Consider the following 20,504-nt stretch of genomic DNA (forward strand, 5'->3'; position numbering starts at 1 on the left):
TCATTGGTACAGGCTGTTAAAAAATATATTGATGTTACTGGAGACGTATCTATCCTTTCTGAACGTGTAAATGCTAAAACCATTTTGCAAAGGATGGAAGATTCTTTTTCTTATATCCTAAAAGACAGGTGGTCTGAGAAATATGGGTTGGTAAAAGGGGCTACTACTGTCGACTGGGGGGATGTTCAACCAGAAAAAGGCTGGGGGGTAGCGATCAATGCACATACTAAATGGGCGATCGATATTTATGATAATGCCATGTTTGTAATTGCCATTAATGATTTTCTGGCGATGAAACCTAACACTTACAAAATGCAACAAGACTGGGGCAAATTGGCAGTTAACATAAAAGCTAATGTTCGTAAACATCTATGGATCACAGATAACCAAAAATACAGGCCGCATGTATATCTGAATGGCAGTCCTTTTTCAAAGACATTTGAGGAAGACAAAGTCTTGTATTCCGGTGGATCTGTGTGTGCAATACTCGCTGGTTTTAATACAAAAAAAAGAGATCGAAAATATTAATAATCAGATTGTAGCAGCAGCAGCGAAAGAGAAATATGCGACCATAGGTTATACTGTTGATCCGCCTTATCCCGGTACTGAATTTCCAAATATGCTGCCTTATACTTATCAAAATGGGGGGGACTGGACCTGGTTCGGTGGCCGGATGATTAATGGTCTGGTATCTCATGGTTTAATTAAACAGGCTTATGCAGAATTAATGCCTATGGTAGACCGTGCAATTGATCATAAAGGGTTTTATGAATGGTACAATGTACAAACTGGTGAGGCTAAAGGATCGGGCGATTTTAGAGGAGAGGCGGGTGTTTTATATGATGCAGTTGAATCATTGAGACAGTGGGCCGCTAAAAATTAGCGGGTAAAAAATTAACGCCTATTTCATGGATAATTAATAATGCTTTAAGGAGCAATTAGGAGAACCTTGTTTTTTTTGGACCATAATGTTTTTGTAATCCTTAATCATACAGACAGAATAGCTTGTAAACCAGAATATAACCACACCTAAATCTAAAAACCAAATTATGAAAAAATCATTTATTTACTCAATTCTGCTTTCGCTGCTCTCCCTGCATGCGATGGCACAAATTAAAATTACCGGGAAGGTCACCGGTTCTAAAGACAATCTGCCAATCCCTGGGGTTAGTATAAAAGTAAAGGGTACTACCGGAGGTGCAATGACAGATGCTGCTGGAAATTACCAGATACAATTACCAGATGATAAAGGTACACTAGTATTTTCTTCTACAGGATTTACAGCCACAGAGAGAACTGTAGCCGGTAGAAGTATTATCAATATCCAGTTAGATGAAAAAGCTGATAATTTAAACGAAGTAGTTGTAATTGGCTATGGTACAGTGAAGAAATCAGATCTGACAGGAGCTGTTACCACGATAAAAGGAGAACAGCTGATGGATAAACCTGTAGCGAATATATCTCAGGCACTGCAAGGTAAAATTTGCAGGTGTTGAGGTAAGTTTAAACAGTGCTGCTCCGGGTACTGCTGCGAAAGTACGCGTACGTGGAATTGGATCCATTAACTCCAATGTCGATCCTTTGTACGTGATAGATGGTGTTGCTGGTGTTGATCCTAACTCCATTAACCCAAATGATGTTGCTTCACTTGAGGTTTTGAAGGACGCTTCTTCAACAGCGATTTATGGTTCCCGTGGTGCAAATGGGGTAATTATGATTACAACCAAACGTGGCAGAAGAGATGGAACACAGATTAGTTATGAGGCTAATGCAAACGTAAGTGAATTATACAGACATGTACGTACGTTAAACTCAGAAGAATTTCTGAAAGTGTATAATGAATCTTATGCAAATGGTCAGAAATTTGATCCGGCAGGTGGAGTTTGGAGCCCGCCAAAAGAATTAAATTATGCAAACTTTCCATTATTATTTGATACCAATAATAAACCTCTTTATGATACAAACTGGGAAAAGGAAACCTATAAACCTGCATTTTCGCAAAACCACCAGTTAAATTTGCAAGGTGGCAGTGAAAAGACACTTTATAGTTTTTCACTAGGTTATCTGAACCAGAAAGGGCTTGCTCCAACATCAGGGTTTAAACGTTATTCAGTAAAGATGACTTTAGATAATGATGTAAAAAGCTGGTTGAAAATAGGTGGTAATGTGAACCTGATCCGCAGTATTCAGCGTTTGGTTACCGATGGTAACGGAAGTTTAAATGTGGCGAGAGCGGTAGCAGAGGAAGTACCAATTTTGCCGGTAAAATATCCAAATGGCCTTTATGCAGGTAATTTTGATATTGCCGGTTTAGAAGGTGCACCAAATCCAATTGATATTGCAAATAACAGGTATACTATTAATAATACATTGCAAATGCTGGGTAATGTGTATGGATTATTTCATATTACAGGAGACCTTGACTTTAAAACTGACTTTGGTTATAACCTGAGTTCTAATAAGAATAATTACTATTCTTCTCAAAATCTGCCCCATTTGTCACAGGATGAAGGTGGAGTAGCTAATATTATTGCTTATGATAATTATTACTGGCAAACAGAGAACTATTTAACCTGGAACAAAAAGATTAATGATCGTCAGAAACTGACTGCTTTATTGGGATTTTCTTTACAGCAAACAGGTTATGAAAAAGTTCGTGCTGAGACACAAGATTTTATAGATGATTTCTTTCAGTATCACAATTTGAAAGCAGGTGCTTTAAAAACGGCGAGTGAATCATATGATACCAAATCAGCTATGGCTTCCTTTTATGCGAGGATTAACTATAATATCGATGATAAATATTATTTTACTGCAACTGGCCGTTATGATGGTTCTTCCAAATTCGGAGCGAACAATAAGTACGCATTTTTTTTTCCGTCAGTAGGTGCAGCGTGGCGCGTCTCACAAGAAGATTTTCTGAAAGATAGCAAAACCGTTTCTAATTTAAAGATCCGTGCGAGTTATGGTACTTCAGGTAACCAGGAAATTGGTCAGGCTCGTTCACTGGCACAATATGAGGCAAGTTCTACGACAGTAGGCGGTTTGGCAAAATCTACATTATTACCGAGTTATATTGGTAACTCTGATTTGAAATGGGAAAGATCTATCCAGGCAGATGCAGGAATAGAGTTAGGTTTATTCAATGACAGGGTAAGTTTGAACCTGGATTATTACAATCGTGTAACCAAAGATCTGTTATTACAAGCGCCAATTCCCTGGTCAGCGGGTTTTACCAATGCGAACGTTTATAAAAATGTGGGTTCAGTTAGAAATTCAGGTGTAGAAATCAGTCTGAATACAGTCAATGTTAAAACAGACGATTTTACCTGGTCTACTAACTTTCTGTTCTCTGCAAATAAAAACAAGGTAATTAAGCTGAACGATGGAAATGCTGATATCTTTCCCGGCCCGAATTTTCTTGGACAGAACTATGTAATTCGTGTAGGAGAGCCTATAGGTTCTTTCTACGGAATGACGCGTTTAGGTAGGTACTTGGAGAGAATCTGAAGCCGCTGAAGCCGCGTCGCATGGTTTGAAACCCGGAGACAGGAAATATCTTTATAATGCAGATGGTACTGTAAATAATAGTATTATAGGTCAGGCTTATCCAAAATGGACAGGGACTTTTAGCAGTACCTTTAAGTACAAGAACTGGGATTTATCTTTTGATATCCGTTTTGTACAAGGTCTGAATACAGCGGCCAACTTTAAACACTCGGCAGAAGACAGACAAACAATTTCAAATAGTCTTGCAACAGTTTTAAATGCCTGGACCCCACAAAATCAAAATACCTCAGTTTCGCAGGTTCGTAATTATAAATTTGCGCAGGATTCACACTTTGACAGCTGGTGGGTTGAAGATGGTTCGTTCATTCGTGGTCAGAATTTTATTATTGGTTACAGTTTGCCAGCAGAAATACTTAAGAAGCTTAATGTTAATCGCTTACGTATTTATGCAAATGTTCAGAATCTGTTCATCATTACCAAGTACACAGGTTATGATCCAGAGGTAGACACATTTAATCAAACTTATGGTACAAATGCGGCATTTTCACAAAACATAGATTTCTTCTCTACGCCAAGACCTCGTATCTGGAATTTAGGCGTGCAACTTACCTTTTAAACTGAATCAAATGAAAACTACAAAAAATATAATATTTGCGGTACTGGTCTTATTGACATGTGCCTCCTGTAAAAAGTTCCTTGAAGAAAAACCAACTGATTTTATAACACCTGGATCAGATCTTTCCAGTGCCAAGGTAGCAAGAGCTTTTGCCAATTCAAGTTATCAGTATCTTCAGGGAATGCAGAAAGGACAACCTTCCTCTTATGGAGGGAATACCTGGAACCTAATGGAGTTTATGACAGGAAAAGCAAATAGTGACCTCGGGCAAACTGGGGCTACTAATTTTCAGAACCTTTCTTATGATCCTTCCTCATTTTATGTTGATACCTGGTGGCAGCAAATGTACCTGGGGATTGGTGCATGTAATCTGGCGATTGAAAAAATCCCCTTAATTAATGCACCCGGACTTAGTGAAGGAGATAAAACCAATATGCTGGCCGAAGCGCGTACCATGCGTGCATTATACTATTTTTACCTGGTAAGGATGTATGGTGCAGTTCCAAAGGTTACAGAAGTCCCAAAAAACCTTAATTTATTAGTTTCCAGGGCTCCGGCAAAGGAAATCTATGATGCTGTGATTATACCCGATTTACTATTAGCAGAGAACTCAACATTACCCTGGAAGGATAATACAGGAAAGGTATCTATGGGTGCTATAAAATCTATTCTGGCCGATGTATATTTAACTTATGCCGGAGCTGCAATAAATGGAGGGAAACAGTATTATGCTGAATCAGCTAAACGCGCTCTTGCAGTAGCTCAAACCGGTGGATATTCTTTGTTTTCCGAATATACAGATATGCTGAAGCCAGTAAATAAGAATACAGGTGAATTTATTTTTCAGGTTCAGTATGTATGCTGTGCTGTTCCAGCTCCAAATCCGCTTACTTCACTGACTATTCCAAATTACTCGGGGATCTCTAAATATTCAGATGAATATGGTGCGGTATATCCAACACCACAGTTCATAGCTTCTTTTGCTGCTGGAGATAAAAGGGTAGCTGAAAAACAATTCTTTTATACCAATTATAAAAATGCAAAAACTGGCGAGGTTGTTAATTTTAAAGGACCATATATCTATAAATGGTTTGATTCTGTGGCGGTAACAAATACAGTGAAATCGGATCTTAATTTTACTTTATATCGCTTAGCGGATGTAGAATTAATGTATGCTGAAGCTTCAAATCAAGCAGAAGGCGGACCAAATGGTACAGCGATTCAGTTTGTAAATGATATTAGAAGAAGGGCGAAACTGGCACCAATCGGAGCATTGTCATCTACTGCTTTTGAGCAGGAAGTATGGGCTCAGCGTAATTATGAACTATGTTTTGAGAATAAAATGTGGTTTGATATGATCCGTACCAGGAAAGTTCACAATGATGTTACAGGTAACTGGGACAATTTTGTAGGACATAGGACGGTTTTCGGAGCAACATTTTCGGAGAAACAATTGTTATTTCCATTACCTAAACAGGAAACTGATGTGAATCCAAGTTTATTGCCAAATAATACAGGATTTTAAGTGAAGATTCTTGTATAAAAGACAAATCGTACAATGCCCCCCAGATTAATACAAATCTGGGGGGCATTTTTATATGCAGATAATTCTGAAGAATATTGGACTCATTTCTGAATACTGATAATATTTAAAACGGAAATAGTAGGGGTATTGACTTTTTGTTCGTTTAAATTATATTGTTAACCGTAAACTATTAACTGTATAATTTAAATTATGAATCTTATAAATTTTAAGACTTTAGTTATGTTACTGATCCTTATGCCTTTAATGACACTGGCTCAAAGCGGTGGACATAGAAAAAGTGATTTAGTCGTTGTATTGATTAAAAAGTATATTGCTGAGAGGCCTGATATGATCTATTCTCTGGGAGGTAAAGAATATAAAGCAGGAATCAGTCAGGAGAAATTGGGCGATTTTGTTAAGAAGAACATTTATATTTTAGGGAAAATTAAAGAATCTTCTTTTATCAGTTCTACGAAAGGCCTGAGTAAATATAAACTGGTATTTGATGCTGAAAATATAGAGCTTTCTTTCTCTCTTGATCAAAAGAACAAATTAAAAAAGCTTTCTTTTTCATCATTTATTCCGATAGTTACCAAAAAAGCCGTAATGGTTCCCTCAAACAATCCTTTGAAATCGAAATTGGATAGAGAGGTTGATACCCTGGCAAGGCTTTATATTCAAAATTCGAATACTGTAGGTTTGAGTATTGGGGTCTTAAAAGACGGAAAGACATATACTTATGGATATGGTACTACTCAAAAGAAAAATGGAGAGCTCCCAGATGCCAATACTATTTTTGAAATAGGGTCTATTAGTAAAACATTTACTGCTCTCAGATCTTAGCGTACTATGTGAATGCAGGGAAAATCAGCTTAACAGATCCGATTACGAAATATCTGCCGGATTCAGTAGCTGCAAATCCTGAACTTCAAAAAATAAAAATTGTTAATTTAAGTAATCATACTTCCGGTCTTGATCGTTTGCCTGAAAATATCCTCAGTAAAAATATGGATGCCGTTAATCCTTATAAGAATTATACGGCACAATTACTTTTCAGCTATCTTAAAACCTCTAAACTGGCTTCTGTTCCAGGAAAGGTTTATAGCTATTCCAATATGGGGGCTGGACTTCTGGCTGTGATTCTAGAAAGAATCGGTGGTAAAAGTTATGAAGAGCTTATTAAAGAAATTATAGCTGATCCTTTAAAAATGAACAGTACGTTTCAGCATTTAACTCCTGAATTTGCAAAGCGTTTTACAAAAGTATATAATAATGAGGGTGTAGAAATCAAAGCATGGGATTTTGATGCACTTGCTGGTGCCGGAGGCCTTCGCTCTACTGTCAATGATGATTTGCTGATTTATGCAAAGAATAATATTGAAAGCAAAAATCCTGATTTATCAAAAGCATTTGAGCTTACACATCAGGTTACTTTTTCAAAAGAAGCTGTTGTTGGTTTAGGCTGGCATATTATTAAATCAGCAGAAGAGACTTATTATTGGCATAATGGTGCGACCGGGGGAAGCACAAGTTTTATGATGTTCGATATCAAGAAAAAGATTGCAGTGGTAGTTCTTTCCAATTCGGGGGTTGATACTGATAATATCGGGTCAGGGATCTTTGATAAACTATAGTTTTTTAAATACAGAAGCCGGTGTAGCAATACACCAGCTTTTTTTTTTTTTTTATTTTTTTATACTCAGGGTCTGTTTTCTATCCGGGCCAAAAGAGAGGAATTTTATGGGTACACCTAATTGTTTTTCTAAAAAATCTATATAAATCACTTCACCAATTTGGTTAGGAGCGATCCCCAATCCGGTACAGGCACCAGCAGTTGTGGTGTTTGAAGAGGTAACAAATGGATAGGAGCCAAAATCAAGATCCAGCATTGTACCCTGTGCCCCTTCTGCCAATACCTTTTTGCCTTGTTTTACATAGTCATTTACTATATGTTCCGAATCAACTAATTGAAATTGGCTGAGAAAATCAAGAGATTCAAAAAATGCTTGTTCCTGTTCACTGAAATCCATAATCTTACCGGATAAGGATTGCAATATAGATTTGTGTTTGCTAACCAGCTTTTGGTATCGTTCTTTAAAGTTGGGCAAAGTTAAATCTCCAATACGCAGACCATTACTGCCGGTTTTATCCATATAAGCAGGGCCAATACCTTTAAGTGTAGAACCAATTTTAGCATCGCCCATTCTTTTTAGCCAGCAGATCATAACCGGCATTTTTTAAATTATCCAGTTCCCTTTTTTAAGCAATCGGATCAATAACCACACCGTTTCCAATCAGGTTCATCGTGTTTTCGAAGAAGATGCCTGATGGAATTGTATTCAGTACAATTTTTTACCTTCAAACTCTAAGGTATGACCAGCATTGGGACCACCCTGAAAACGGGCAATCAAATCATAATCTGCGCTTAAAACATCAACAATTTTCCCTTTACCTTCGTCGCCCCATTGGAGGCCTAATAAAACATCAATAGCCATTATATCATTTATTTAATTGAATGCAGCTATTGGGTGCCGCTCCCTTTAAAAGCCAAAACATTTGACAGCTGCAAATGTGTCTTCTTGTTGAAGCGAAGTTGGAGATAACCTGAGAGCTATCAATTGTCAAATGGCAAAAAAACAAATAAGTTATTTTTTTCTGATACGGCTCAGTGAGGATGCTGTAATTCCAAGATAGGAAGCCAGCATCGAAAGTGGAACGCGGTTAGCTAAACCCGGATAGTGGTCGAGAAAGTGCAAATAACGGGTATGGGCATCCTGAACCAGCATATTACTGCTGGCTTTCATTTTATTTTCCATAACATATGAAGTGATCTTTGAAAAAATATCACTCCACCCGGTAATTGTATTTGCCAGATCTTCAAATCCTTCTTTAGAAAATATCAGCAGTATAAAATCAGTAACAGCTTCAATATATTCTGCGGATGGGACTCCGTCACGAAAGCTGTTGATATCAGCTACGAAACGATTTTCGTAAACAAAATAACGGGTGTAACCTTCACCAGTTTTATCATAATAACAGACCCTGAATACACCTTCTGTTATGTATCCTATTTTATCCGCTATTTTACCGGCTTGTGAAAAGTACTCTCCCTTTTTTATTGTTTTTGGCCTGGCTTTGGACTGAATCATTGCAATCTGCTCCTGACTGAGATGTCCAAACTGAAGGAGGTAATTAATCAATTCTTCCATAGCCAAAGTTAATCAGTATTGGCTAAACAAAATTTGCCATTTGGCAAGAATTAAGGGATATAGGGAAATGTGCTGAGAGGTGGGGAATTTCGGAGGTTTACGGCTTTCCGTAAGGAAAGCATTCCAGCACTGTATACTTTTGATTGTTGAACAATTAAATATTAAACAAACCAGATAATTTAACAACATAAAATTTATGCAAGGATTCTACAAAAGAAAAAACAAAACAATCCATTTAATACCTCAGCTCTTTTTCCTGTTAGCCATGCTTTGTTCTTCATGCAGCAAAAATAATCAGGAGCCAGAACCGGTTGTTAAACCGGAAACCGATACTTACACTTATGAAGTAACCTGTACTTCTTGTGAAATCCAATTTCTGGATGAAAACAAAAATACTAAGAAGATAACCAATAGTAGTGGAAAGTGGAGTTACCCTTTCAAAAAAGCTAGTGATGCTGAATTGAAAATCAATATCAAAACAACTAACAATGTTTATCAGGATATTAGTGCTTATATACTAAAGAATAGCGATGTAATCTATGGAGACTTAGGTTATAACAGTTTTGAGTTATTATATAATATTAAATCTGGACAAAAATCAATGAAATATGGTAGCTACGCTGCTGGTTCCGGTGGATCTGGCTCAAATGGAGGCAGCACAAAACCAAGCTCTTCAGTGTGCGGGGCAAGGACTAAGACCGGAGGATCTTGTAAGCGTATTGTTTCTGGTGGAGGCAGGTGCTGGCAACACAGCTAAAGATTACAGCGAAAAAGGCCATGTAATTATAATGCCCCCGGACCATACAGATCCGGGGGGCATTTTTTATAAATGTTAAAAATTTCAGCAAGACAAGATTTATAACCTTGGAACAGGCTATGCTCTTTTGTGGTTTACTTTTAAAATATCAAATGTTTTCATACCGTTTGGCATTTCCCATTGGACTTGTGACCCTACACGGTATCCTAATAAGGCTGTTCCTATAGGAGCAAAAACAGACATTTTATTTTCTTTCATATTGGCTTCTGCTGGCAGTACGATTTGAAAAGTATATTTCCTTTCACTTACTACTTCCTGAATTTCAACTTCAGACCCGATACACACAGCATCCTCTGGTAATTCATCTTCATTAACGATTTTTGCCGAGCCTAGTTCTGCAAGTAATTGATTTTTATTGTATTCTGAAAGATTAGAATCTTTAAGATGTTTTTTTAACAAATCCAGTTCTTTTTTAACGATCATTAATTGTTCCGTTTTCATATGCTTATTTTTTAAATGTTTTGTTTGAGTTATTAATTCGCAGAATGCGTTTTATAGAGATTCAGTAATTTACTGTGAGTTTTGAATTTCCGTTTTCTGGGCTTCAGTTTGTGATGCAGAAATAATTGTAATACAGATACCAGGACCGCCAGAATATTCAACCACAGGTGATCCAGTAATAATGCAGCGAGAACAAGTGTAACGTTTAAGCCAAAAATACATATCAAGCCTAAGCCAACCCGGGATATGGATTTAAATTTATTGATCATAAAAACTCATTAATTCAGTAAAAAAGAGATTGAAGCTATCAGATGAATTTCAAAAAGCCCTGTGATTTTCCTGAAGGCCCCAAACCAAAATGTGGTCGGGGCTTATTTATAAAGTCCTTGCTGGTAGTTTGGGAATAGAATCCGAAATGACAATGAATAGATACCATTTGGCAATACATAGCAAATGATGCACGCATCTCTGTTGTAAAAGAGATTTCAAGCATTGCATAAATAGAGCTGTGTGTATGGATTGTTTTCATTAACAAAATAAATTAAGATATAAAAAATAAAGCTTTATCATTGGCCCCAAACCTGATAGGGGCCGGGACTTACTGAATAAAGTCTTTGCTATTTTTTAGGAAGAAGTATCCGGAATTTGAATTGTAAGAAACGGGACGGCGCTGCACAACACGGACAGGCTGCAATTTTAATGCAACTATCATTTTTAGTGTGTGAAATATGTGCCTTAATAAACCCATTGAAACAAATCTCTACTTTTAAATCACAAAAACAAATATTTCTTTAGTTTATATTTACTTGTCCTGATTTTGTTACACAACTATGTTTTTTGTGCGAAATTTTTCATTGGAGAATAAAATTATAGAAATTTAGTAGCTAATACGAGCGTTATATTTATGATAATAAGTCCTCAATTCAATCTTCTTCCGTAAATTTGAGCTTATGAAGGCTGATATCAGAAATCTGGAAGATATTATTTTTTTTGTAGATAAATTTTACGAAAAAGTACAACAGGATGAATTGTTAGGCCCTATTTTCGCGGGAGCCATTCAAGACTGGGGCCCTCATCTTCAGCAAATGTATCAATTCTGGAATGCAGCATTATTTGGAGTTCCTGGTTTTCGTGGTAATCCGTTTGCCAAACATGCTCCTTTAGCTATTGATGACCTGCATTTCGAACAGTGGTTAATCTTATTCAATGAAACGATTGACGGCGATTTTGAAGGTGAAATGGCGTCAGATGCTAAAAACAGGGCTAAGTTGATGGCTAAAATGTTTCTGCAGCGTTTGAGTGGAATGACTGGTGGTTCTGCCAGGACAGTCGTATAATTTCCAGATTAATAGTATAATTTTCTGACTAGCTATACAGATATAGCCATAAAACGACAATCTAAGCTCAAAGCAAACGTTTGTGCTGAAATATAACAGCCAAATCTTCCATCTGCCTTTAAATCCTTAAAGGCACCTTAATTTACTTGATTTTGCATTTATTTTGTATCTCTTCAGGTAAAAACAATACTAATATTCTTCTCGATAAACCGGGTTGTGCAAGCGTTTGCGTAGTTCTCATCCTTTTTAATAGGTCTGCTTGCCAGTATATTAGTTCTTAACCTGATACCAGCAAAACCAGATTAAAATAAATCTATTAATCCTAACCAGATCCGCCTTCTCCAAACCTTTTGTTGGTTGATGATATGTGAACCTCTTGTGGTAGATGATATATGAAAATGAATAAAAGAGCTTTTTGTCTGCTGCCTTTACAGAAATCTTATGATGTCCTTTCAGATAATGAGCTTGCTACGCTGATTACCACAGATGACGAAGCTGCATTTAATGAAATCTATAAAAGATACTGGGAAAGACTATATGTTGCTGCACGTCACAGAATTTCTGATTCTTATGAAGCAGAAGAAATTGTGCAGGACATCTTTTGTAATCTTTGGAGAAAACGTAACAGTTTTGAACTAACAAAAGGGTTTCAATATTATTTCTCTGTAGCTGTAAAATTTGAAGCTATCAACCGGATGGCAAAAAAGAGCAGGGAGAACAGTGTGAAGAAAGAAGTCCTGGTATTGAGTTCAGTAATTGATGAATCTACTTCAGATCAGCTGGATTTCAACGAGCTGCAAAGTCAGCTGGCTTTAACAATAAAAGTATTGCCTGAAAAATGTCTGCTGGTTTTTAAACTTAAACATGAAGAAGGGTATTCTCAAAAACAGATTGCTGAAGAACTCAATATTGCAGAAAAGACAGTAGAAGCCCATCTTTCAAAAGCCAGGAAAACTATCCGGATCAGATTTGGCTATTTGGCAGAAATGGCTAAATCAGTACTTTTCTTTTAAAAAGCATTTAAAATTTATAATGGACTAAGGGATTTGCTGATTTGATTTGGCTATCTATTAAACAGCCATTATAATGAGTTCCAATCAGGACAAAGACAAACTATCTGACCTAGCTGAAAAGTGGCGTAAAGGTACGATTACAGAAGAAGAGAAAATTGCATTTAATACGTGGTATAACTCTTTTGATGATACTGAATTAACTGTTGAAGAAGACGGAATACCAGACGATCTTGGGGAATACTTGAATAAAGAAATCAACAGCAGGCTAGGGCTCAGCTTCCCAAAGCGAAGAAACGCTAAATTGAAATATTCCTTTTTAGCAGCAGCTGTATTGTTTTTGATATCAGGAACTGCCTTGTACCTGTCTTTTAGTAAATCACCAGCTAATAAGCTAAAAAAAGATAGTCAGATAGCTTCTGTAATTATACCAGGAGGGAATAAAGCGATCTTAACACTGGCAAATGGTAAAAAAATCAGCTTAACAGATACTACTAACGGTGAAATTGCTGAACAATCAGGGATTTGTGTCACCAAAACTACCGACGGGCAGTTAGTTTATACTGTTAAAAATTCGGCAGCTGCCAGCTCGGCAAAAAACAAAATGCAGTTTAATACGATTGAAACTCCGATTGGAGGGCAATATCAGATCAATCTGCCGGATGGAACGAAAGTCTGGCTCAATGCCGCTTCTTCCCTTAAATATCCAACCCAATTTGCTGTCAATCAGCGGAAGGTAGAACTTAAAGGAGAAGGATATTTTGAAGTGTCAAAAGATAAGAAAAGACCATTTATTGTAATTACTGATCAGCAGCAGGTACAGGTTTTGGGTACTCATTTTAATGTGAATGCTTATAAAGATGAAAATGCTATAAAGACCACGCTTTTAGAAGGAAGTGTTAAGGTCTCCAAAACTACTGAACCGCAAAATGAAAGCGATTCAAAGCTCTTAAGTCCCGGACAGCAGGCAACTTTAAAACAAGCCTCATTTAAAGTTGATCAGGTAGATATAAATAATGTTGTGGCCTGGAAGAATGGCTATTTCACCTTTGGTGATGAAGATCTTGAAGTATCTATGCGCAAATTAAGCAGATGGTACAATGTAGATATTACCTATGACGGGAAATTTGATAACATCTCTTTTGGCGGAACGATCTCCAGATCGAAAAGCCTGGCAGAGGTCATCAAAATTTTAGAATTAACCCGGAAAATGAAGTTTAAGATTGAAGGAAGGAGGATTATCGTTATGTCATAAACTCTACCTTCTTTAAATAGAATTCAAACCACCAAACAAACAAAATTATCAACTAAATCGGGGTAATGACGACACTCGTTGTCGGGATACCCGTTTAAAACACAACCAAATCAATGTATGAAAATCTAGCTTTTAATTCATACGGGAAGCCCTGTAGGAATAAGAAACTTCTTCGAGCTGCGAAGTTTACGCTTGTCATAATTCTAACAGCTGTTTTACAGCTGAATGCGATGGCTTTTGGACAAGCCCGCATTACTTTATCGCGCAAGAATGCACCACTCGAGAAAATTCTGAATGAAATAAAAACGCAAAGCGGGTATGATATATTTTTTATCAGAAAAGATTTAAAACTGGCAAAACCTGTAAGCATAGAAGTTAAAGAAGCAAGTCTGGAAGATGCACTTCAGCAGGTTTTCTCCAACCAATCCCTGGAATATACGATCGCAGCAAAAACGATAGTTGTACAGGAAAGGAAAGCATTAATCAATACACCTTCAGCTGTTAAAGCAAATATCAATATCACAGGTAAAGTTGTTGATGAAGCAGGATTGGGTATCCCTGGTGCTACTGTAAAAGTAAAAGGCACCGCGCAGGGAGGCATTACAGATAGTAACGGACAATTTAAGTTAGCCGGCGTTCAGGAAAATGCTATTTTGGTAGTTTCTTACTTAGGTTATATCACTCAGGAAGTAAGCGCTGGGGCAGGAGGTTCGTTAACCATTAAACTGGCTGTACAGGCAAGTAACCTTGAAGAAGTTGTGGTCGTTGCTTACGGTACGCAAAAAAGAAAAGCAGCTTAACAGGTGCTATCGCTACAGTTACTGCAAAACAGCTGAAAGACAGACCGGTTAGTTCATTGCAGAATGCTTTACAAGGTGTTTCACCTGGACTGACTATTCTACAGCGTCCTGGCGATGTGGGCCGTAAAACTGATGGTACGTCGAATGGAACAGGTACAATTACCATCAGAGGAAGAGGTAGTTTAAGTTCAGGAAGTGAGCCTATGTATGTCATTGATGGAATTCCGGCAACAGGAGCAGAGCTGAGTGCTATAAATTCTAATGATATCGCAAGTATCTCTGTTTTAAAGGATGCCTCATCAGCTTCATTATATGGTTCAAGAGCCGCAAACGGAGTAATTATGGTGACTACCAAACGTGGTGGAGGTGACAGAACTATAGTAGAGCTGAACGCTGATTATGGCAGACAGACTGCAACACGTTTGCCTAAATATGTTGGCTCACTGGATTATGCCAATTTATATAATGAGGCTTTAACAACCAATGCAGGAGCAAAACCGATTTTTACAGATGCACAGATTCAAGCTTACAAAGACGGCTCTCAGCCCGATTTATATCCTAATACAAACTGGTATAAAGAAGTTTTGCGTCAGAGTGCTCCGCAAAGTAATATCAGTCTGAATGTGAATTCACCGGGCAAAACAACCAGCAGTTATTTAGGAGTAAACTACCTCACTCAGGAGTCTTTAATCCCCGGAAAAAAACAAACCCGTGCTGGCGGTAAATTAAATACCGAAAGTATTATAGTTCCGAATATCCTTAAAATCGGAACGAATCTATCTTTTACCAGTCAGAATTTTGAGCGTCAGGGAGATATGAGCTGGACTGAGCTGAACCGTTCTTTGCCAACTTCAGTACTTCGTCAAAGTAACGGAGACTGGGGAACTATTGACAATGGAAGTATCAATGCGCAAACGGCAAAACGTAACCAGATGCGTTTGATCCAGGACGGTGGCAGTGCATGGGATAAAGATAATTACCCTGCAAACAGCAGCAAATGCAGTTTTGACCCCGTTGCCTGGTTTGACGATTAATGCAATGACCTCGTTCAAATTTACAGATGGTAATTCATGGGCTTTCACCAGTACAATGGATCCGATTAATAACTTTTTAACCGGAGTGCCAATTGCTTCTACAGCAGTTACAGTCAATGGTATGAAAGAATACTATCGTAAAAGAAGAGAAGTTCTGGTGCAGGGAACAGCAGACTACGAACGTACATTCGGTAAACATTTTGGTAAATTTACATTAGGTGCGAGTCAGGAAAGCAATACCTACAGAACGGCTTTTTTAGGCAGGAAAAACTTTCCTAATAATGACCTGACGACGGTAGGCAGCGGTTCATCTAAACCTGAAGATATCAATACAGATGATGACGGACAGGCCAATACCTCCGCTGAGGAACAATGGGCTATACGCTCGGTATTTGGTCGCTTTAACTATGTTTTTAACGATAAATATCTCCTGGAAGCAAATGCACGTATCGATTATTCTTCCCGTTTTGAAAGCAGTGTTCGCAGAGCAGTATTCCCATCATTCTCTGCCGGATGGATTATTTCGAAGGAAGATTTCATGAAAAATATTAGCTGGATTTCTAACCTGAAATTACGTGGTTCTTATGGTTCATTAGGTAATGAGAGGCCAGTGACAATCGGTAATTATAATAGTTTGTTACAGAATGGCTATGCTTATAGTTTTGAAGGAAGTGCACAGGATGGCGTTTGGAGAGCAAGGGCTCCTAATTTACTGACCTCATGGGAAAGTGTATACATGACTAATTTTGGTTTAGACATGACACTGTTTAAAGGGAAATTAGACATTACTGCAGATTATTATATTAAGGATACTAAAAATCTTTTATTAAGAGTTTCTACACTCGAGACTATAGGTTTAAATACAAGTGTTACAGACGCTAAAAACAGCGGATTACCACTGGTAAATTCAGCTTCGACACAAAACAGAGGGTTCGAATTCGGTGCGACGCATAACAATAAAATAGGAAATGATTTCACTTACAGCATAGGTGCTAATTTCTCTATTATTAAAAATAAGATCACTAATCTGGCAGACAGCAGAGATAATTATGACGGCAGATACATTCAAAGAGTAGGAGAGTCTATCGGATCATTTTTTGGTTATGAAGCTGATGGTCTTTTTACAGACGCGGCTGATGTAAAAAACCATGCTTTTCAATCTGCGGCAACTGGCCCTGGTGATATCAAATATAAAGACCTGAATGGTGACGGTAAGATTGATGCCGCTGACCGTAAAGTATTAGGTAATGATGTGCCATGGTTTAATTATGGTTTCAACATCAGCGCCAGTTATAAAGGCTTTGATTTTAGTGTACTTACTTATGGTGTTGCAAATGTGAAAACTTACCTTTCAGAGGAAGCAGCTTATCCGTTCTTCAACGGCGCCAGTGTAAAAGAACAGTGGAAGAACCGCTGGACTACGGAAAACCCTAATCCAAATGCAGACTTTCCACGCATTTTAACAACTGCTGCAGGTGGACAAAACTATACACCAACATCGTCTTTCTGGTTATTCAGCGGTGCCTATTTCAGAGTAAGAGGGATAACTCTGGGTTACACTATTCCTAAAGAAGTAAGTAAGAAATTTGGTATGTCAAGACTAAGATTCTATGCTACAAGCAGTAATCCATTTACGGTTATGGCTGATAAACGTCTGGCTGATTATGATCCTGAATCAGGTTCTGGTCGTGGTGGTTATCCTGGAACCAAAACATGGTCACTAGGTTTAAATGCAAGTTTCTAAAATTAAAATTAAAAGCAATGAAAAGATCATCAATATATATACTTACAGGTCTGTTAACTTTAGGTGTAATCACCTCCTGTAAAAAAGACTTTTTAGAAAGACCACCTCAGCAACTCGCAGAAAATACTTTCTGGAAAAATGAAAATGATGTTTATCAGGTAGTCATAGGTGTTTACAATAAACTACCAGGATCTGACGGTTCCTTTTTGGTCCGCTTTATAGCGATGGAGCATCCGACAATGCACACGCTCAATATCCGTGGGAAAGTTTTGCAACTGATGCTTCTTCGGGAGCAATCACATCGACTGTTGAAGTTGGGGCTGTAGGCTGGAATTTTGAAGGCATTCAAAGAGCAAATTATTTTTTAGATAATGCAGATAAGGTTACTGTGATCGATAAAGGATTATTAGACCGTTATAAAGCGGAAGTACGTTTCTTGAGGGCTTTCTCTTATTTCAATCTCTTAAGCAGATTTGGTGCTGTTCCTTTAATGACCCACGTGGTAGCTATAGGGGAAGAAAATATACCGCAAACTTCAAAAGCAGATGTATTGAAATTTGTTTTAGATGAACTGGATGCAGTATCAAAGATCCTTCCTCAATCTTATGGCGGTGGCAGACCAAATGAAAAAGGAAGAATTACTAAAGGTGCTGCTTTGGCTTTAAAAGCAAGGGCTTATTTATATGATGGTCAGTGGCAGCAGGCTGCCGATGCAGCGAGCCAGGTCATGGGACTTGGTTATAGCTTGTTTAAAGTGACCACTCAGGATCCGTATCAGGCTAAAGATCTTTACAGTAAATGGGTGAATTTTACAGATGCAGCAGATTCGAGTAGGTTCTGTTTAGGTTTAAGTAGCTATGAAGCACTTTTCTATCAGAAAAACAATGGTAATTCAGAAGTTATCCTTGATCGTCAGTACATCAAACAGATTGATGCGAATGCGTTAAATACACTATTGCCTCCGGGTTCTATTGGGGGCTGGAGTTCACTCGCGCCTACCCAGTCATTAGTAGACAGTTATGCAAGTTATAAAACGGGAGAAGCAGTAACCCCGACAGATCCTGCACAACGTGCAGCTTTGTATAACGCTAAAGATCCTGCTTTTGTGAATGAATACAAAAACCGTGACCCACGTTTCTATGCCAGTATCTTATTTGAAACTGCACCATGGAATGCCATAGAGGATAAATATAAATTTAAGTGGGTAGAAGGTGGTTCTAACATGTCTCAAACTGGTTATAATTTCCGTAAAATGGTAGATCCTGCGATCTTCCGTGAGCAGGTAGATAATTATGCAAACTTGATTTTGATCCGTTACGCTGAGGTTTTATTAACCTATGCTGAAGCTAAAAATGAAGTAAGCGGGCCTGATGGAACTGTTTATGATGCATTGGATGCCATTCGTACACGTTCAGGAATGCCGGTTGTAGACCGTTCAAAATATGCAGATCAGACTTCATTAAGAGCATTGATCCGCAATGAGCGCAGAGTAGAATTAGCACTGGAAGGTCAGCGTTATATGGATATTCGCCGCTGGAAAATTGCACCACAGGCCATGAAAACTATCAATAGTATTAAAAATAGCCAGGCGCAACAACGTGTGTGGACAGATAAATTATACCTGATGCCAATTCCTCAATCGCAGATTGACCTTGCAAAGGGCGTATTGAAACAAAATACGGGATACTAAAATCTGGTTATTTTTTTAAATTATTAGCTTCAAATACCATTAAAGAGGCTTTATCTTTAGACGAATCCTGCCTTTACGGGCGGGATTTGTCTATAAAACGGATTTAAATATGAAGAAACTGGCTGCGCTTATATTTTTAACGCTGACTGCCGCTAATACATTAATAGCACAGGATAAACCCAACGTGGTTTTTATTCTTGCAGATGATATGGGTTATGGTGATCCGGGCGCTTACGGACAAAAACTGATTCAGACACCAAACATTGATAAACTAGCTGAAAACGGTTTATTGTTTACCCAGTTTTATGCTGGTACTTCAGTCTGTGCACCTTCGCGCTCTTCTTTAATGACCGGGCAGCATACAGGACATACGCCAATCCGCGGCAATTATGAGATCAAACCAGAAGGCCAGCGGCCCTTACCAGATTCAACAATTACCATTGCTAAAATATTTAAAAAAGCAGGGTATGCCACTGGTGATTTCGGCAAATGGGGGTTAGGGTTCGTTGGTTCATCCGGCGATCCGCTAAACCAGGGCTTCGATCAGTTTTTTGGTTACAATTGTCAGCGTCAGTCTCATAATTATTTCCCAGAGCACTTATGGGACAATACCCAAAAGGTTGTCCTTGACAATGACTTGGTGAAACTGAAAGAATATGCCCCTGAGCTGATTCAAAAGCAAGCTTTAAATTTTATCGAAGCTAACAGGGCTAAACCATTTTTCCTGTATTTATCTTATACTTTACCACATGCGGGTTTACAATTACCTGCAGGAAATGAAGCATTTGAGCACTATAAAAAAGCATTTAATGAACAGCCACGGGCGATAAAAAAAGAGTGGGATGGGAACGGGTATCAGCCGCAGGCTTATCCGCACGCAGCTTACGCAGCTATGGTGACTATGCTGGATACTTATGTAGGGCAGGTAGTCGCGAAATTAAAGGCTCTTGGATTAGATAAAAATACGCTGATCATTTTTACAAGTGACAACGGGCCGCATCGTGAAGGAGGAAACGACCCGGAATTTTTTAACAGTGGCGGTGGTTTCAGAGGAATCAAAAGATCACTTTATGAAGGCGGCATCCGTGAACCCATGATTGCTTACTGGCCTGGGAAAGTTCAAAAAGGAAAACGCAGCGAACAAACCGGAGCATTCTGGGATTTCCTGCCTACTTTCGCTGAACTGGTGAAACAGCCAGTACCAGCTCATGTGGATGGTATCTCTATTTTACCAACGATGCTTGCTAAAGGCAAACAGAAACAACATGAATCTTTATACTGGGAATTCCATGAAGACGGGGGCCGGCAGGCCATTAGAAAAGGAAAATGGAAAGGTGTCAGGAATAAGGCTAATGATGAATCTTCCAAATGGGAACTTTATAACCTGGAAACAGATCCAAAAGAAAGTAATGATCTTGCCACTCAGCAGCCTGTTATTATTAAACAACTGGAAAAAATCGCAGGTCAGTCACATCGTCCATCAGATGTAACAGAATGGAACTTTAAAAGAAACTAA

Annotated in this window: 20 protein-coding genes and 1 pseudogene; 18 read left to right on the plus strand and 3 right to left on the minus strand. The window is 38.2% G+C overall.

Going from position 1 to position 20,504, the window contains the following annotated elements:
- Nucleotides 1-3 precede the first annotated feature (3 nt).
- From ACWYN3_RS38995 to ACWYN3_RS39030, 8 genes are all read left to right on the plus strand, one after another.
- Nucleotides 4-528 (plus strand): hypothetical protein, encoded by a 525-nt coding sequence (locus ACWYN3_RS38995; RefSeq protein WP_456218995.1) that lies wholly within the window; start codon nt 4-6, stop codon nt 526-528.
- Nucleotides 479-883, plus strand: a complete 405-nt coding sequence (locus tag ACWYN3_RS39000; protein WP_456218996.1) for a hypothetical protein — start codon at nt 479-481, stop codon at nt 881-883. Before ACWYN3_RS38995 ends, ACWYN3_RS39000 begins: the two co-directional genes overlap by 50 nt.
- 166 nt (nt 884-1,049) lie before the next feature.
- A complete protein-coding gene (locus ACWYN3_RS39005; RefSeq protein WP_456218997.1) occupies nt 1,050-1,496 on the plus strand; it encodes a carboxypeptidase-like regulatory domain-containing protein in 447 nt (148 codons plus the stop codon).
- Nucleotides 1,456-3,510: a SusC/RagA family TonB-linked outer membrane protein gene (locus ACWYN3_RS39010; RefSeq protein WP_456223310.1), complete on the plus strand. Its 2,055-nt coding sequence runs from the start codon at nt 1,456-1,458 to the stop codon at nt 3,508-3,510. Before ACWYN3_RS39005 ends, ACWYN3_RS39010 begins: the two co-directional genes overlap by 41 nt.
- A 25-nt stretch (nt 3,511-3,535) precedes the next feature.
- A complete protein-coding gene (locus tag ACWYN3_RS39015; RefSeq protein ID WP_456218998.1) occupies nt 3,536-4,126 on the plus strand; it encodes a hypothetical protein in 591 nt (196 codons plus the stop codon).
- Nucleotides 4,127-4,136: 10 nt separating this feature from the next.
- On the plus strand, nt 4,137-5,651 hold the full coding sequence (locus ACWYN3_RS39020) for a RagB/SusD family nutrient uptake outer membrane protein (RefSeq protein WP_456218999.1): 1,515 nt from the start codon (nt 4,137-4,139) through the stop codon (nt 5,649-5,651).
- Between the two features lie 240 nt (nt 5,652-5,891).
- Nucleotides 5,892-6,494: a serine hydrolase gene (locus ACWYN3_RS39025; RefSeq protein ID WP_456219000.1), complete on the plus strand. Its 603-nt coding sequence runs from the start codon at nt 5,892-5,894 to the stop codon at nt 6,492-6,494.
- 8 nt (nt 6,495-6,502) lie between these two features.
- Complete coding sequence (locus ACWYN3_RS39030; protein WP_456219001.1) at nt 6,503-7,285, plus strand: serine hydrolase domain-containing protein; 783 nt, start codon at nt 6,503-6,505, stop codon at nt 7,283-7,285.
- 138 nt (nt 7,286-7,423) lie between these two features.
- Here the strand turns inward: ACWYN3_RS39030 and ACWYN3_RS39035 are convergent.
- Both ACWYN3_RS39035 and ACWYN3_RS39040 read right to left on the minus strand, forming a co-directional pair.
- Nucleotides 7,424-8,146: pseudogene (locus ACWYN3_RS39035) on the minus strand (adenylosuccinate synthetase); the annotation flags it as partial.
- A 150-nt stretch (nt 8,147-8,296) separates the two neighbouring features.
- A complete protein-coding gene (locus tag ACWYN3_RS39040; protein WP_456219002.1) occupies nt 8,297-8,860 on the minus strand; it encodes a Crp/Fnr family transcriptional regulator in 564 nt (187 codons plus the stop codon).
- A 196-nt stretch (nt 8,861-9,056) separates the two neighbouring features.
- Here ACWYN3_RS39040 and ACWYN3_RS39045 point away from each other — a divergent pair, with 196 nt between their 5' ends.
- The gene (locus ACWYN3_RS39045; protein ID WP_456219003.1) at nt 9,057-9,617 is read left to right on the plus strand and encodes a hypothetical protein; all 561 of its coding nucleotides are present in this window, start codon (nt 9,057-9,059) and stop codon (nt 9,615-9,617) included.
- Nucleotides 9,618-9,734: 117 nt separating this feature from the next.
- Here the strand turns inward: ACWYN3_RS39045 and ACWYN3_RS39050 are convergent, their stop codons facing one another.
- Nucleotides 9,735-10,118 carry a GreA/GreB family elongation factor gene (locus tag ACWYN3_RS39050; RefSeq protein WP_456219004.1) on the minus strand — a complete coding sequence of 128 codons (384 nt, stop codon included), beginning with the start codon at nt 10,116-10,118 and terminating at the stop codon, nt 9,735-9,737.
- Nucleotides 10,119-11,068: 950 nt separating this feature from the next.
- On the opposite strand from ACWYN3_RS39050, the gene ACWYN3_RS39055 reads away from it, so the two are divergent.
- The 9 genes from ACWYN3_RS39055 to ACWYN3_RS39095 all read left to right on the plus strand — a co-directional run bounded on the left by ACWYN3_RS39055 (nt 11,069) and on the right by ACWYN3_RS39095 (nt 20,504).
- Nucleotides 11,069-11,455 carry a group III truncated hemoglobin gene (locus ACWYN3_RS39055; RefSeq protein WP_456219005.1) on the plus strand — a complete coding sequence of 129 codons (387 nt, stop codon included), beginning with the start codon at nt 11,069-11,071 and terminating at the stop codon, nt 11,453-11,455.
- Between the two features lie 398 nt (nt 11,456-11,853).
- Nucleotides 11,854-12,468 carry an RNA polymerase sigma factor gene (locus tag ACWYN3_RS39060; protein WP_456219006.1) on the plus strand — a complete coding sequence of 205 codons (615 nt, stop codon included), beginning with the start codon at nt 11,854-11,856 and terminating at the stop codon, nt 12,466-12,468.
- Between the two features lie 73 nt (nt 12,469-12,541).
- On the plus strand, nt 12,542-13,720 hold the full coding sequence (locus tag ACWYN3_RS39065) for a FecR family protein (protein WP_456219007.1): 1,179 nt from the start codon (nt 12,542-12,544) through the stop codon (nt 13,718-13,720).
- A 113-nt stretch (nt 13,721-13,833) separates the two neighbouring features.
- Nucleotides 13,834-14,520 carry a carboxypeptidase-like regulatory domain-containing protein gene (locus ACWYN3_RS39070; RefSeq protein ID WP_456219008.1) on the plus strand — a complete coding sequence of 229 codons (687 nt, stop codon included), beginning with the start codon at nt 13,834-13,836 and terminating at the stop codon, nt 14,518-14,520.
- A 32-nt stretch (nt 14,521-14,552) separates the two neighbouring features.
- A complete protein-coding gene (locus ACWYN3_RS39075) occupies nt 14,553-15,554 on the plus strand; it encodes a TonB-dependent receptor plug domain-containing protein (protein WP_456223311.1) in 1,002 nt (333 codons plus the stop codon).
- The gene (locus ACWYN3_RS39080) at nt 15,478-17,298 is read left to right on the plus strand and encodes a SusC/RagA family TonB-linked outer membrane protein (protein WP_456219009.1); all 1,821 of its coding nucleotides are present in this window, start codon (nt 15,478-15,480) and stop codon (nt 17,296-17,298) included. The genes ACWYN3_RS39075 and ACWYN3_RS39080 overlap by 77 nt, the downstream gene beginning before the upstream one ends.
- A 17-nt stretch (nt 17,299-17,315) precedes the next feature.
- On the plus strand, nt 17,316-17,624 hold the full coding sequence (locus tag ACWYN3_RS39085; RefSeq protein WP_456219010.1) for a hypothetical protein: 309 nt from the start codon (nt 17,316-17,318) through the stop codon (nt 17,622-17,624).
- A 17-nt stretch (nt 17,625-17,641) separates the two neighbouring features.
- On the plus strand, nt 17,642-18,988 hold the full coding sequence (locus tag ACWYN3_RS39090) for a RagB/SusD family nutrient uptake outer membrane protein (RefSeq protein WP_456223312.1): 1,347 nt from the start codon (nt 17,642-17,644) through the stop codon (nt 18,986-18,988).
- A gap of 109 nt (nt 18,989-19,097) precedes the next feature.
- Complete coding sequence (locus ACWYN3_RS39095) at nt 19,098-20,504, plus strand: arylsulfatase (protein WP_456219011.1); 1,407 nt, start codon at nt 19,098-19,100, stop codon at nt 20,502-20,504.

The sequence above is a fragment of the Pedobacter sp. NJ-S-72 genome (assembly GCF_053890575.1).

What these genes read in the sequence shown, in the direction of transcription:
- ACWYN3_RS39005 (WP_456218997.1), top strand. Translation starts at nt 1,050, where the DNA reads ATGAAAAAATCATTTATTTACTCAATTCTGCTTTCGCTGCTCTCCCTG.
- ACWYN3_RS39020 (WP_456218999.1), top strand. Translation starts at nt 4,137, where the DNA reads ATGAAAACTACAAAAAATATAATATTTGCGGTACTGGTCTTATTGACA.
- ACWYN3_RS39025 (WP_456219000.1), top strand. Translation starts at nt 5,892, where the DNA reads ATGTTACTGATCCTTATGCCTTTAATGACACTGGCTCAAAGCGGTGGA.
- ACWYN3_RS39040 (WP_456219002.1), bottom strand. Translation starts at nt 8,860, where the DNA reads ATGGAAGAATTGATTAATTACCTCCTTCAGTTTGGACATCTCAGTCAG.
- ACWYN3_RS39045 (WP_456219003.1), top strand. Translation starts at nt 9,057, where the DNA reads ATGCAAGGATTCTACAAAAGAAAAAACAAAACAATCCATTTAATACCT.
- ACWYN3_RS39050 (WP_456219004.1), bottom strand. Translation starts at nt 10,118, where the DNA reads ATGAAAACGGAACAATTAATGATCGTTAAAAAAGAACTGGATTTGTTA.
- ACWYN3_RS39055 (WP_456219005.1), top strand. Translation starts at nt 11,069, where the DNA reads ATGAAGGCTGATATCAGAAATCTGGAAGATATTATTTTTTTTGTAGAT.
- ACWYN3_RS39060 (WP_456219006.1), top strand. Translation starts at nt 11,854, where the DNA reads ATGAATAAAAGAGCTTTTTGTCTGCTGCCTTTACAGAAATCTTATGAT.
- ACWYN3_RS39065 (WP_456219007.1), top strand. Translation starts at nt 12,542, where the DNA reads ATGAGTTCCAATCAGGACAAAGACAAACTATCTGACCTAGCTGAAAAG.
- ACWYN3_RS39070 (WP_456219008.1), top strand. Translation starts at nt 13,834, where the DNA reads ATGTATGAAAATCTAGCTTTTAATTCATACGGGAAGCCCTGTAGGAAT.
- ACWYN3_RS39085 (WP_456219010.1), top strand. Translation starts at nt 17,316, where the DNA reads ATGAAAAGATCATCAATATATATACTTACAGGTCTGTTAACTTTAGGT.
- ACWYN3_RS39095 (WP_456219011.1), top strand. Translation starts at nt 19,098, where the DNA reads ATGAAGAAACTGGCTGCGCTTATATTTTTAACGCTGACTGCCGCTAAT.